A 13,941-nucleotide genomic window follows, 5' to 3' on the forward strand; every position below is an offset into this window, starting at 1 on the left:
AATTTAACATTTAAATCAGTGTTATGCTCAAATTGTTTTAGGCTCCCCTTTAGTTTTCATGTAATGCCGTGTCTTCATTAATTTCGTATGTCAGGTATTCGATCTCCGCATATTTCAGCAGGTATTCTTTGTATGACTTATAAAAGCTTCTCTCGAACTGTATGAGCCTTTGCTGTACCTCTAAAATCCGTTCAAATTCTTCCAGGTCATTAGTATAATCTGAAATTGTTAGTTCCAGCGTCCTCTGTGCAATGTCTATTTGCTCTTTATAAAGCTCCAGCTCACTCCTGGCAGACTGCATTTCATAAACCGCCATATCCAGTTGAGAAGCCAGTGTATTGCTCATATTTTCCTGCTCCAACTGAAACTGCTCCCCCTTAAATTCAGCCTCTTTTACCGCTGCCTTATACTTTTTTCTCCAGATAGGGATACTAATAGTTGCCATAGGCATCAATACATTTTTCCCATTATCCGGCATAGACATATCAGAACGCCTGCCTACAATGACATAATCAATACCAGCCCCAATAGAGGGATAACCGCTTTTCTCTGCTACTCTTCTGCTTTCTATCGCTGCGGCCTGCTGAAGCTCAAAAAATTTGACATTTGGATGGTTCGTCAGACTATCCCGCGCAAAAACAGGATCACCGGCCGGAAGAACGATTGAATCAGCTACGATAACCCCAGCCGTGTCCGGTTCGCTGTTGATCAGTCTGAAAAAGGAACGTTCAAGTACAATAATCCTGTCCTTTAAGATTTCCAACTTCGTATTTACCTGCTTTTGCTCCAACTGCACTCTGAAAACACTTGAAAGACGCCCCTCACTGGTACTGAACCGGGTTTGAGCCAGATTTTCATAAGTTCTGAGTATTTCAAGGTTCTCCTTTTCAAGCCCTATCAGTTTATAGGCTTCCCATAGTTGGTAATATTGCCCTTTCACCTGCATAAAGAGTTTTTCCCTTGCGTCTATAAATTTGATATAACTGGCTTCGGCCTGCAAAGCAGCTACATCTCCCCGCTCCTTAAGGGTACCAAACCAGGGAAACATCTGACTAAGAGAAAACCTCGCCCTTTGCGGCCCCACCCTTGTTTCAACCGGACTAATGAAATACCCAAAAGACAACGTAGGCTCCTGCAGGCTTTTAGCCTGAGGTACCTTCTCCATAGCCGCTTCAAATTCGGCATACCTTGCCTTTAACCCCGGATTATTTTTTGCTGCCACATTGAGGTAATCATTTAAGGGGCTTTGACCCAACCCTGGAATTGCCATGCATAAGAAAGTGATATTGATAATTAATTTTCTCATTCTGCCGGAACATATAGTTTAACATTACCATCCAACCGAATATCATCGACATGACCAGCCTTACTCCTCTCTTCATTTATCACATGCATATGGATATTGGAATCATGATGTGTGAACACGCCCTGATGATATTCAGAATAAAAGCCAACGATTGATATCTTCGCACCCTCCAGTGTATTAGAAAAGGCCGCTATCCTTATCTCCTCATGGGTGGCATGCCCAGCTAAAGGCCTTATAATATGAAACTTTACAAACGCCGGCTTGCCTTTTAGCCGAAATAGCAATGGCTTACCTGAGCTATCTGCTCCCCTCAACCGGGACAGGAAAATTTCCAGATCTTCCAAGGAAACTACACTGTCAGGTAACTGCATCTCTTCCCATCCACTTACATAGGCATACACGAGCAGTGTGGCAGCAACATCTCTATCCTTTGAAACGGCCACCACATCACCTTTCGCCTTGCTGACGAATGGCACACCATCTTCAATCATTATCTCGCCACTTAAGCCATCAAGGGAACCCACTGCAAATAAGCCCGGCCTTTCCAAAAGCGAATCAACAGCCACTTTAGCTGAAATATCATTTTTATGCATAATATCCCTTAGCTGCCCGGCATGTAGCACTTCATAATCGCCATTATGGTTAGCCGTACAGCCTGAGGCCCATACAGCAACCGCCAGAACAAAATATTTTATATTAACCATTTTCATTATGTTGCCTCTTTTTTAGTCTGTTCTCCTGCCTCCATCCATATAAAACAGGAACCACAAAAATTGTAATTATGGCTATGGTCATTCCTCCAAAGATCGGAATGGCCATGGGTACCATTATGTCTGAACCTTTACCTGTAGAAGTGAGGATCGGAACGAGTGCAATTAAGGTAGTGGCCGTCGTCATCATGGCAGGCCTTACCCTGCGCTCTCCGGCATCAACTACCGCTTGCCTGATGGCTTCCTTTGTTTTAAATACCTGCCCTGCAAACCGCTGGTCGAGATAAGTGGCCATTAGCACGCCATCGTCAGTAGCAATCCCAAACAGTGCAATAAAGCCCACCCACACCGCAACACTGAGGTTGATGGTCTTCATCTGGAACAACTCCCGAAGCGGAATATCTGCGAATGCAAAATCTGCAAACCAGGCCTGTCCATACAACCAGATCATCATAAAGCCCCCTCCAAATGCTACTGCAATACCCGTAAACACCTGCAGGGATGTGGTAACTGATCTGAACTGGAAATACATGATCAGAAAAATGATAACCAGCACCAGTGGAACTATAATGCCCAGGCGCTTCTCTGCCCTTAACTGGTTTTCGTAAGTGCCTGAAAAACGAAAACTAACTCCTGCAGGTACCTCAAGTGCTCCGGAATCGATCCTTTCCCGGATAGCTCTTTGTGCATCATGCACTACGTCTACCTCTGCAAACCCTGTATTTTTATCAAACAGTACATAACTCGTAAGGAAGGTCTCCTCACTCTTGATCATCTGAGGCCCGCGAAGGAACTCTATACTCGCCAACTGCCCCAGGGGAATTTGTGCACCGGAAGGTGTCATCACAAGAATCTGCTCCAGTTCTCGTGGATCGTCCCGCAGCTCCCGTGGATACCTTATCCTGATAGGAAACCGCTCCCTTCCTTCTACAGTAGTACTTAGTTTCATTCCGCCGATACCTGTTTCAATAGCCATTTGCACCTGCTCTATGCTCAGGCCATATCTGGCTATAGCGTCACGATCAATATCTATCTGTATATATGGTTTCCCAACTACCCTATCGGCAAAAACTGCTTCCTTTTTTACCGAAGGCACTGTTTTCAATATTTGCTCAAGGGCGAACCCGAACGATTCAAGGGTTTCCAGGTCAGGCCCTGCTATTTTTATCCCCATAGGGGCGCGCATACCTGTCTGCAACATTACAAGCCTGGTTTCGATAGGTTGAAGCTTGGGGGCAGATGTAACGCCCGGCAACTCGGTGGCTTTTACAATTTCGTTCCAGATATCATCCGTACTTTTTATCTCGTCCCGCCAATTGCGAAAGAAACTGCCATTCTCATCCTCAACCAGTTTTTCAGCAGGCAACCGCAAAGCAATGATCTCATTTCTCGACAACACTTCTCCTGAATTTAATATGAACCTGTCTTCATCATCCGTCTTAAATCTCATTCTTCTACCACTCTCATCCACTACATACTCGGGTTTATAGTTGATCACATTTTCATACATGGATATTGGAGCAGGGTCAAGAGCACTCTCAACACGGCCTAGTTTACCAACGACCATATCCACTTCAGGGATTGTACTCACCTGCATGTCCAGGGATCGAAGTGTTTTAATGTTCTCCTCTATACCCGCATGAGGCATGGACGTTGGCATCAGCAGGAAAGAGCCCTCATTGAGGGAAGGCATAAATTCTTTACCGATCCCCGGAAAATTGTGGGCAAGACCCGACCAGACAGAGGTAGTACGAATGTTCACATTCACAGCATCAAATCCATGGGCTACAAAACCAAAAACTTTATTAAAGCCCTGCCAGACCACCACACCAAAAAGTATAATGAAAGTAGGTATGATCAGGAACTTGAACCTGTTGTAGAGACACCAACTTAGAATGGATGAATAATATCTGACAAGTAACAAGGAGCCTCCCAGAACTGCTCCTACTACCAGGGCTACAAATATGATATTGAGCAGCAAGCTCTTACCGGCCCCCAAAGGAAGCCAGTGCATGGCCAATAGCCAAACCACTGCCAATACGGAGACAGTTACTTCCCCATGGCGAATGGCCCAATGGTTAAAACGGGTAAAACCTTTAACGACTCCTACCACTCCAAATAGCAACACCACCATTCCTGCCCATGTAGAAAAAGTAAAAGCAATTAAAACCCCCACGGGTACGATTACGACATTGAGCCATTTTCTGATTTTCTGTCTTTCAATTTTTAACCCAAACAGCCAATGTGCCAAAGCGGGAAGTATAAATAAAGCGATGATTACAGCAGAGGCCAGGGCAAAGGTTTTTGTAAAAGCCAGAGGCCTGAAAAGCTTGCCTTCAGCCGCCTCAAGGGTAAATACCGGGATAAAACTGATAATAGTAGTTGAAACCGCCGTAACTATGGCACCACTTACTTCTGCTGAGGCTTCGTAAATAGTTTCCAACAGGTTTTTTCCCTTATTCTCATCCAGGTATTTAATAACGTTTTCGGTAAGAATAATGCCCAGGTCTACCATGGTACCTATAGCTATGGCTATTCCGCTTAGGGCTACGATGTTGGCATCAACATTTGTATATCTCATAGCTATAAACACCATAAGCACGGCCAGAGGTAAGAGGAAAGAAATGATCATCGATACCCGGAGGTTTAGCACCATCACTATGATCACCAGGATGGTGATCAGTATCTCAAGCGAAAGTGCTTCCTCAAGTGTGCCAAGGGTTTCGTAGATGAGCTGGGTGCGGTCATAAAAAGGGACAATGGTAACTTTGGATATGCTGCCATCCTCCAGGGTTTTTACCGGAAGGCCCTTTTCAACTTCTGCAATTTTTCCCTTTACGTTTTTGATTACTTGCAACGGATTTGAGCCATAGCGGGCTACAACCACTCCACCGGTAACTTCAGCTCCGCCTTTATCCAGAACTCCCCGCCTGGTGGCCGGGCCAAGGGATACTACTGCTACATCCCCAATTCTTACAGGGACATTATTTACAGATTTAATAACGGCTTTTTCAATATCTTCAACTGTTTCAATATAGCCCAGACCTCTTACAAGATACTCTGCTTTATTAATCTCCAGTGTCTTTGCCCCCACATCACGATTGGTGTTTTTTACCGCTGCCATTACATCCTGCAAACCCAACCCGTAGGCTTTCAAAGCTTCCGGACGCACATCTATCTGGTACTCTTTAACAAAGCCACCAACAGAAGCTACTTCTGATACACCTTCGGCGGAAGAAAGTGCATACCTGACATAAAAATCCTGAATGGTCCTCAACTCTTGCGGATCCCACCCTCCAGTGGGGTTACCATCCTTATCACGACCTTCAAGCGTATACCAGTAAATCTGCCCCAATGCTGTAGCATCAGGTCCAAGGGAAGGTTGTACATTATCGGGAAGTAAACCTGAGGGCATAGAGCTTAGTTTTTCCAGCACCCTTGATCTTGACCAGTAAAACTCCACATCTTCATTGAAAATGATGTAAATGCTGGAAAAACCAAACATGGAAGTACTTCTAATGGACTTGACTCCCGGAATACCCAGTAAAGAAGTGGTCAACGGGTAAGTAATCTGATCCTCAATATCCTGAGGAGAACGCCCGGGCCACTCGGTAAATACTATCTGCTGATTTTCCCCCAAATCAGGAATAGCATCAACAGGTACCGGGTCGCGAGGAAGAAAGTCCAGTTCCCAGTCAAAGGGTGCAGTCACTAAACCCCAACCGGCAAAAAGAATTATGATCAGGGCTGTAACCAGCTTGTTTTCGAGAAAAAAGCGTATTACGTTATTTAACATAAAAATATCTGTTGAACATGATGAATAAGACCTTAACAGAGCAAGCCATCACTCTGCAGGAAATGTTACTAACAGATTATTTTATAAAAGAAATGACTGAACCATAACGGGAATGTCACGGTCAATCGGAGGCGGTCTGTATTGTGTGGTAAAATCTACATGTGCATCCCAACGGGTAATTGACGTGTGTACTGAATGTTGGGGAGCAATAAAATCAAAAGAGTGGTCTACTATGATTTTCGCTGTTGCTACAGCTTCGTAAGCCGATGGATCAAGTTGGATATCCTCATTATCGCAACAATCTTTTTTGACTTTGGCAGCCATCTCCTTGTGCATAGGACAAGGTTTTTTGACAGGTTGCTCGTATTTACATACCTCTGCTTTACCAAATAGCCTGAAGGATTTGAGCTGCCCTGAACAATAGTGGGCACTAAGCTGAAACCCTGTACTGGTAACAAATATGATCGCCGCCAAACCTATGGCGGAAATTTTTCTGATCATATTTTTACCGTTACTCATTGATTACAAAGACTTGCCCATTGTTTAACTCTTGCAAAAGTACAAAGGTTTCAAAAAAATTCAAAAAGTGGTTTTACCAAGCTGATAAATAAACCAACGATGAGCTATTCCCCATTCTGACCAACAAAAGCAGGTAAGAAAATACGTTTGTTGTACAAATTGTGATATTATTGTACTACAGAATCAAAATTTGCTTTATTAACACTTGTATACATGCCTTGCTTTGTCGGGACTATTCGAAATTCACCGACGCTGCGATAGGGATGCATAACCAAACTTAACCAATTTCATGAAACAGTTGCTTCGAAAGTACTCCATCCTGTTTATTGCTTCAACCTTGCTGGTTGCCTGTGCCACCGAGAACCAAACTACCAAAGTTGCTTCACCTGCCACATCGATTCCCGCCGAAAAGCAGATGTCGCAACAGCTTGTAACGAGTGTTTTATGGTACCAAAAATCAGCAGAAATGGTTGCTGCCTATTTACAGGCCTACAAATATGCGGAAATGCTGGTCGACTCGAAGCTAAAGACTATAAGATCGAGGCTACCATTAGCCGTAGTACTTGACATTGACGAAACCGTGCTTGACAATAGTCCCTATGAAGCCCAACTAATCGAAAAAGGTAAAACATATGAATCGGCCACATGGAAGTTATGGACTGACGAAGCTCGGGCAAAAGCACTTCCGGGAGCACTTGAATTTGTGAATTTCGCCAAAGAGAAGGGGGTTGAAATATTTTACATTTCAAACAGGAAAACGGATGAGCTTGAATCCACCATTGAAAATTTAAAAAAATACAGGTTCCCCGATGCGGATGAGAAACATGTAATTTTAAAAAGTAGTACAAGTGATAAAACCGCACGAAGAGGGAAGGTATCCTCCACGCACACCATATTAGTCTTTGTGGGAGACAACCTTACGGACTATTCTGAGCTCTATGCTGACAGAGGTAGTGATATGGGCAAGGAGCTAGTCTTGAAAAATAAAGAAGAACTCTTATACAACTTTGTTATTTTACCTAACCCAATGTATGGAGAATGGGAAGGTGCTATTTATAATAATGACTATAGCATAAGCAACGAATTGAAATTACAAAAACGTCAACAGGTCCTTGATAAGTAAGCTTTTGCAACAGACCGGAATCAAATTAAATATAAGAAAGCACGTTCGCTGGCTTTACAATTCAATAAAATCAGGATTAATTTCTTAATTTATCCATAATTTACAGTTTGACATAACTGCTTTTAAAAGTTGAACATTTGCACTGTTTAAAAGCAGTTATGTCATGTTTTACACTCTAAAGATCAATGCTGTTCATGGTAATACCTCTCCCGTTGAAAATGAGGTTACCATCAAGTTTAACAAAGCACCCCAACACGGCAAAATCCATTTTGTAGCTTTGGATCACAAAATGGCCAGCAATATTTACAGAAGAAATACCGGGCAGCAGAAAGCTGACAAATATCAGGTGGAGATTACCTGCTATGATAATGAGGAAAGGGTGACTTACCTGAATTCGAGGGAGATAGCTTAAGAATATAAAGGATAACCATCCAACTCTGCTCCTGATTGGATATAAATGCAAACAGGGAAAAGCCGGTTTTACCTTCAGACTTGCCCTAACAGCACTTACCTCCGCTATTTGTTCCTTTTCGGATCAATGTTTGAATTTCAGTTCAATTCGTTGCTTATGCTCCTTCATTATTTTATTGGCTCGTACTTAAAATCCTTAAATCTTACTTTGCCGCGCCCCATAGATACCAGGCCGATGCGCAAGCTCAAAAAATCGCTTAATACGTTATGATGGTAACCCGATGCATCAAAAGAATTTTCAATTTTAACCCATCTTGTACCGTCTGTGCTGTAATACATATCTACTACATTATTAACATTTTTAAGCTTTAGATACACATGATCATTAATTACATCTTTCTCTGTGGGAAATTGCCAGCCTCGCAGATTTGCCAGTATATTTTTATGATCAGCCAGTATCCCGGAATATATCTTGTGGTTATAAAACAATACTAACCCGGCAATGGCATCACCTTCAATTTCAATTTCAACCTGGGCTGAATACGAATGATCTGCCGGTATAGTAAGTAACGGTAAACTCTCTGGTATTGAACCGCCTTTAGCTATAATCTCAATACTATTGTTTGCGATATTGTAACGGCCCGGATCATACTTGCCAAAAAATTTCCATTGCATGTCAAGTTCATTACCCTCAAAATCATCATTAAGCGAATAGGTAGATTTAAAAGGCTTTTGTGCCGGTCTTGCAGTTGGTTTTTCCAGATCAAAGTCATCGGGCAATTTATACCAACCATCCTCGGTCCACTCTACCGGGGCCAGCAAAGTCTGGCGCCCCATATTGTAGTGGTCTTTTTCGTATCCATGAAACATCATCCACCATTCATGGCTGGCATTTTCAAAAACAGTACCATGCCCCACTGACCACCATCTGTCAGAAGTGCTCTGAGCCCGGATAATCGGGTTGTATGGAGAATTTTCCCATGGCCCTAAAGGTGATTTTGAGCGTGCAGAAATAACCATGTGACCTGTAGCAGGGCCTGCGGTTCCACCTTCCGCCACAGTCAAATAATAGTATTGGCCTCTTTTAAATAATTTTGGCCCTTCCATACAAAAACATTCAATCGTCCAATCCCTAGGAATAGGCCATCCGTCATATACATGTTTAAATTCGCCCACTACCGATAAACCATCCTTAGATAACTGCACATATCCGCCGCTGCTGAAATACAGGTATCTGTTACCCTTATCATCTGCTACATGCCCCGGGTCAATATTTCCGATTTTCAGATCAATTGGATCACTCCATTTCCCATCGATAGCATCAGCAACTATAACATAGTTGGTATTGTTAGCAGGGAAATAGATGTAGTATTTACCATTATGCTTTACAAGGTCAGGAGCCCATACAGAACCGATATATTTGGTTAATGCGCTTTTAATAGGGTTCCAGCTGATCAGGTCTTTTGAGTGCCAGATAGTTAGACCGGGATAATATTCAAAAGAAGAGTGAACGACATAATAGTCGTCACCATCTGCTAAAATACTCGGATCCGGGTAATCCCCTGAAAATACAGGATTCATAAATTTATCTGTATTTGTAAATTTGGTATCCTTCCGGGCTTGCGCATTCAGCATCGCACAGGCTACAATTGACAAGATCACAGTTGTAATATTTACTTTCATGTCGATCAATATGATTATGGTTGGAGTAAGAACTTTTACAATTTATACTGTTGAGCCAGACTGATTTATAATGCGAGGAGCAGCTATATCTAGACGGCAGAGCTGACTTAATCTTTCGGACATTTTGTCCAGAAACATCTCTCGTATTCAGTTTAGCAGGTTAACTCGCTTTCTAATTCCTGTCATGTAAAGCTGCGGTAAGCCTAAAGGGGTAAGGCATTCCCAACTTTATATTCTGCCAAGGGGATGCAGAGACGTATAGACATGGGGCTGCAAGATAATAAAAAAGGTGAAATTACAATTGTAACTTCACCTTTTGTGACCTCGTCAGGATTCAAACCTGAAACCTCCTGAGCCGTAATCAGGTGCTCTATTCAGTTGAGCTACGAGGCCATCTCAGTTAGCAGTTATTCGCCCGGAATTTACCGGACATTTAAGCCGGCCGAACGATTTGCTAACGCGGTGCAAATGTAAATAATTATTCTTCTTAAAAAAAGTCTTATTGATTCGTACTTCTTTAAAAAACCTTATCTTTGCCCACCTACAATAAAAATGAGGGATTTAGGTTAAGATATTATGAAAAAAATTTTTATTTACATACTTACTTTAGGCATTGCCACCGGTACTTATGCAGGAGACAATGACCATCCTGAAAATGGTGATAAACCATTGGCTCAACTGTCCCCCATGAAGATCAGAGACAGGGCAGCCCGACCTGACGTTCCCGGTACATTTTTAATTGATATTGGTTGGAATATGCTCCAAAGTGCTCCGGACGCATTTGAAACCAGCCTTATAGGATCACGAACTATCAACATGTACTACTATTATGATGTACCAATTGGTAATTCAAATTTTGTATTTATGCCTGGTATTGGCGTTGGTCTTAACAAATTCAAATTTGACGATGATGTTACCTTAGTTCAGGATGTTGACAATAACGGCAACACAGTAGTTACCCTTGAAGAGTTGAATGAAGACTGGGATGTTAAAAAATCTCAGCTTGCAGCCAACTATATTGATATCCCTCTTGAATTGCGTTTTTATACTAACCCCGATGATAAAAAAAGGAGCTTTAATGTAAGTGTTGGAGGAAGAGCCGGCATCAGATTTAGCTCTCATACTAAATTAAAGTATGAAACTGATGATGAGAACATTAAAACCAAAGTAAAAAAGGACTATGGTCTCAACAGATTTCGCTATGGAGTTACAGGAAGAGTAGGCATTGGCGGCTTCAACCTTTTCTATTACCATGGCCTTTCAGAGATGTTCGATGATGGACCCGAGGACACTGAGAACATGACGAATATAACCATCGGACTTTCCTTTACAGGATTCTAAAAAACCGAAGCAATAGAAAAGGGGATTTGAAATTCAAATCCCCTTTTCTATTGATCTATAAAATTATTTCCCTTTAAACTCTGACTTTCTTTTTTCCAAAAAAGCTGTAACTCCCTCTTTATAATCTTCCGAATTACCAGCAATCTCCTGACAATAAGCTTCATACTCGAGCATTTCATCAAGTGTAGAATTTCCTGATTTATTCAACATTTTCTTCATTAACCCAATAGCCCTGGTGGGAGCCTGAGCATAATAATCAGTGTAAACTTTTACAGCCTCATCAAGCTGACCAGCGGGTACAACTTTATTTACCAGCCCTATATCATAAGCTTCTTTCCCCTTTATTCTTGAACCCATAGTACTTAATTCGAAAGCTTTGGCACTACCTACCAGGCGCGGTAGAAAATAAGATGAACCCGAGTCGAGTACTAAACCTATATTAACAAACACCTCTGTAAGCATGGCTTCTTCTGCAGCCACAATCAGATCACAGGCCAAAGCTATAGAGCATCCCGCACCGGCGGCTACACCATTCAATCGACAGATGATCGGCTTCGGCAGATTTCTCATAGCCCGGATAATGGGATTATAGCGTTTGTGAAGAGAATCTATAAAAGATCTCTTTTCCTGACCTGAAGAAGCCTTGAGGTCTTGTCCTGAGCAAAAGGCTTTACCTTCACCAGTAAGCACAATAACCCGAACAGAATCATCCTTACCGACCTGCTTGAACACATCCTGCAGCTCATATGTGATACCATCATTAAGGGCATTATATACTTCAGGCCTGTTAAGTGTTATTACGGCAACCCCGTTGTTATTTTCATATTTTAAAAATTCGTACATGATCAATTGTTACTTTATGTGAAAATATAAGCTGCCCCGAAATTAACAATAAATCCTAAAAGGGCACCAAAATGAACTTCTTCCGGGCTATGTGTATCCAGATATAGTCTGGCAGAGCTAACAACACCATGCAGGATCAACGCAGTGATTATCGGCCAGAATAACAGGCTATCGAGGTACCTGAAGTGAATGGCTACAAAAAAACCAAGTACTCCGGCTGTGCCTGTTGCATGTGCACTTATTTTGAAAAACATACTGATAACGGTAACTAAAAAAATCGTTGCAGTTATAGAACCCAACATAATCACCAGGGCGTTACCCAGTACAAGTTTTTCAGAGAAGAAATAAGCGGTAAGCCCATAATACACGGTAATGAAGAAAAAAGGCATTATTCTTTCCTTCCTGTTGTGAAGGTGAATACTGCTTATACTCTTGGTTAACTTCAGCATACCTACACTAAGCAAAGGAAGAATATAGGTCAGAATAAGTACCAGTAGCAAAATCAACAGAATGGAATCGCTGCTGACAGGAAGTATACTCGTAGGAGCAAAGAAATACAACGATGCTACTAATAGTGTCGTCATCAATAATGGATGGAACACCACTGAAATGATATTGGCCAGATTTTTCAGCACTATAACTCTTTTCTTAACCTGGCCACCGGAATGTTCATCTGTTCCCTGTATTTGGCAACAGTCCTTCTGGCAATGTTATATCCTTTAGCTTTTAATAACTTTTCTAACTTATCATCACTCAATGGCTTCTTCTTCTCCTCAGCATCAATTATCTGCTTCAACTCATTCTTCACCTCCCGGCTACTTACATCCTCACCAGAGTCAGTGGCAATACCCTCCGAGAAAAAATATTTAAGCGGAAATATGCCGAAATCGGTTTGTACTGACTTGCTATTTGCAACCCTTGAAACCGTTGAAATATCCATATTGATAATATTAGCTATATCCTTTAATATCATAGGCCTTAGCTTGCTTTCATCACCTTCCTGAAAGTATTCGTATTGAAAGTCCACTATGGCCCTCATGGTATTGAGCAGAGTATGTTGCCTTTGCTTAATGGCATCTATAAACCATTTTGCCGCATCAAGCTTTTGCTTAACGAAAGTAACGGTTTCTTTCAGTTTTTTATCAGACTTATCACTCTTATCATATGCCTGAAGCATTTCGGAGTATGAACGACTAACCCGCAGCTCTGGTGCATTTCTGGAGTTTAGCGCCAGCTCAAGCTCACCATTGTTGTTAGTCAGTATAAAATCAGGTATAAGGTATTGCGTACGAACCAGGCCCGATGAACTACCTCCCGGCTTTGGGTTTAGTTTCCTGATTAGCTCAATCGCATCTTTGATATAATCTTCGTCCTCCAGATCAAGCTTTTTCATGATCTTACTGTAATGCTTCTTGGTAAACTCATCGAAACAATTCGATATAATTTGCTTAGCCACAATAACATCTACATTCTGATCATCAGCCCGTCTTTCCAACTGAAGCAAAAGACACTCCTGTAAATCCCTGGCAGCAATACCCGGAGGGTCAAAATCCTGAATTTTCCGAAGAATTTCCTCTACTTCATCAACATCTGTATCAATATTCTGAGAGAATGCTAAATCATTGATGATGGCCTCCAGGTCTCTCCGAATATAGCCGTCACTTTCAATACTGCCAATCAGTTGCTTTCCAATAGTATATTGTCTTTCATCAAGACGCAGAAAACCCAATTGATCCATCAGGTGCTCATTCAGCGTACTCTGCATGGCAATGGGCATTTCCTTATCTTCATTATCGCCATCACCATGCATTTTGTAGCCACTGAAGTCGTCATCTCTCAAATAGTCCTCAACATCAAGCTCATTGTCTTCCGACGTGTCAGTGTCAGTATCTTCATATTCGTCTGTAATATCATCAAGTTCTTCTTTGCCTTCTTCTAAAGCAGGATTCTCTTCCAGCTCCTCTTCTACCCGGGTATCCAACTCGGCTGTAGGAATCTGCAACAGCTTGATAAATTGTATCTGCTGTGGAGATAATTTTTGTTGTAAACTTTGGGTTAATCCAAGCTTCTGCATCCTCTGATTTTTCTTAAATCGTGCTTCAAATAAATTTACATCAAAGTTATTATATTTCTATGATTCTTTGAATAAAAGCGCAAATTATCGTTTTTTTGCCGACTGCTTACGGTTCCGTAAGCATTAACAAATCAA

Annotated in this window: 11 protein-coding genes and 1 tRNA gene; 3 read left to right on the forward strand and 9 right to left on the reverse strand. The window is 41.9% G+C overall.

Features of this window, described 5'->3' with window-relative positions; translation table 11 throughout:
- Window positions 1–49: 49 nt before the first annotated feature.
- From LVD17_RS04435 to LVD17_RS04450, 4 genes are all read right to left on the reverse strand, one after another.
- Window positions 50–1,306, reverse strand: a complete 1,257-nt coding sequence (locus LVD17_RS04435) for a TolC family protein (protein ID WP_233765015.1) — start codon at window positions 1,304–1,306, stop codon at window positions 50–52.
- The gene (locus LVD17_RS04440; RefSeq protein WP_233765016.1) at window positions 1,303–2,016 is read right to left on the reverse strand and encodes an acetolactate decarboxylase; all 714 of its coding nucleotides are present in this window, start codon (window positions 2,014–2,016) and stop codon (window positions 1,303–1,305) included. Before LVD17_RS04440 ends, LVD17_RS04435 begins: the two co-directional genes overlap by 4 nt.
- The gene (locus LVD17_RS04445; RefSeq protein ID WP_233765017.1) at window positions 2,003–5,812 is read right to left on the reverse strand and encodes an efflux RND transporter permease subunit; all 3,810 of its coding nucleotides are present in this window, start codon (window positions 5,810–5,812) and stop codon (window positions 2,003–2,005) included. Before LVD17_RS04445 ends, LVD17_RS04440 begins: the two co-directional genes overlap by 14 nt.
- 81 nt (window positions 5,813–5,893) lie before the next feature.
- A complete protein-coding gene (locus tag LVD17_RS04450) occupies window positions 5,894–6,313 on the reverse strand; it encodes an HYC_CC_PP family protein (RefSeq protein WP_233765019.1) in 420 nt (139 codons plus the stop codon).
- Between the two features lie 307 nt (window positions 6,314–6,620).
- Between LVD17_RS04450 and LVD17_RS04455 the strand changes: the two genes are divergently transcribed.
- Together LVD17_RS04455 and LVD17_RS04460 are read left to right on the forward strand one after the other, a co-directional pair.
- Window positions 6,621–7,454, forward strand: coding sequence for a 5'-nucleotidase, lipoprotein e(P4) family (locus LVD17_RS04455; RefSeq protein WP_233765021.1), 834 nt, complete (start codon window positions 6,621–6,623; stop codon window positions 7,452–7,454).
- Window positions 7,455–7,617: 163 nt separating this feature from the next.
- The gene (locus LVD17_RS04460; RefSeq protein ID WP_233765022.1) at window positions 7,618–7,866 is read left to right on the forward strand and encodes a hypothetical protein; all 249 of its coding nucleotides are present in this window, start codon (window positions 7,618–7,620) and stop codon (window positions 7,864–7,866) included.
- Window positions 7,867–8,033: 167 nt separating this feature from the next.
- Here the strand turns inward: LVD17_RS04460 and LVD17_RS04465 are convergent, their stop codons facing one another.
- Both LVD17_RS04465 and LVD17_RS04470 read right to left on the reverse strand, forming a co-directional pair.
- Window positions 8,034–9,548, reverse strand: a complete 1,515-nt coding sequence (locus tag LVD17_RS04465) for a family 43 glycosylhydrolase (RefSeq protein WP_233765023.1) — start codon at window positions 9,546–9,548, stop codon at window positions 8,034–8,036.
- A gap of 319 nt (window positions 9,549–9,867) precedes the next feature.
- Window positions 9,868–9,941: transfer RNA gene (locus LVD17_RS04470), tRNA-Arg, on the reverse strand.
- A 183-nt stretch (window positions 9,942–10,124) separates the two neighbouring features.
- On the opposite strand from LVD17_RS04470, the gene LVD17_RS04475 reads away from it, so the two are divergent.
- The gene (locus LVD17_RS04475; RefSeq protein WP_233765025.1) at window positions 10,125–10,889 is read left to right on the forward strand and encodes a porin family protein; all 765 of its coding nucleotides are present in this window, start codon (window positions 10,125–10,127) and stop codon (window positions 10,887–10,889) included.
- A gap of 63 nt (window positions 10,890–10,952) precedes the next feature.
- On the opposite strand, the gene LVD17_RS04480 is transcribed toward LVD17_RS04475, so the two are convergent.
- Genes LVD17_RS04480 through rpoN form a run of 3 tightly spaced genes read right to left on the reverse strand, consistent with a single transcriptional unit; the run spans window position 10,953 to window position 13,806 of the window.
- Window positions 10,953–11,732 (reverse strand): enoyl-CoA hydratase/isomerase family protein, encoded by a 780-nt coding sequence (locus tag LVD17_RS04480; protein ID WP_233765027.1) that lies wholly within the window; start codon window positions 11,730–11,732, stop codon window positions 10,953–10,955.
- Window positions 11,733–11,746: 14 nt separating this feature from the next.
- The gene (locus LVD17_RS04485; RefSeq protein WP_233765029.1) at window positions 11,747–12,367 is read right to left on the reverse strand and encodes a PA-phosphatase; all 621 of its coding nucleotides are present in this window, start codon (window positions 12,365–12,367) and stop codon (window positions 11,747–11,749) included.
- Window positions 12,367–13,806, reverse strand: coding sequence for an RNA polymerase factor sigma-54 (gene rpoN, locus LVD17_RS04490; RefSeq protein ID WP_233765031.1), 1,440 nt, complete (start codon window positions 13,804–13,806; stop codon window positions 12,367–12,369). Before rpoN ends, LVD17_RS04485 begins: the two co-directional genes overlap by 1 nt.
- Window positions 13,807–13,941 lie beyond the last annotated feature (135 nt).

Origin of the sequence: Fulvivirga ulvae (assembly GCF_021389975.1) — a bacterium.
Classification (GTDB): Bacteria; Bacteroidota; Bacteroidia; order Cytophagales; family Cyclobacteriaceae; genus Fulvivirga; species Fulvivirga ulvae.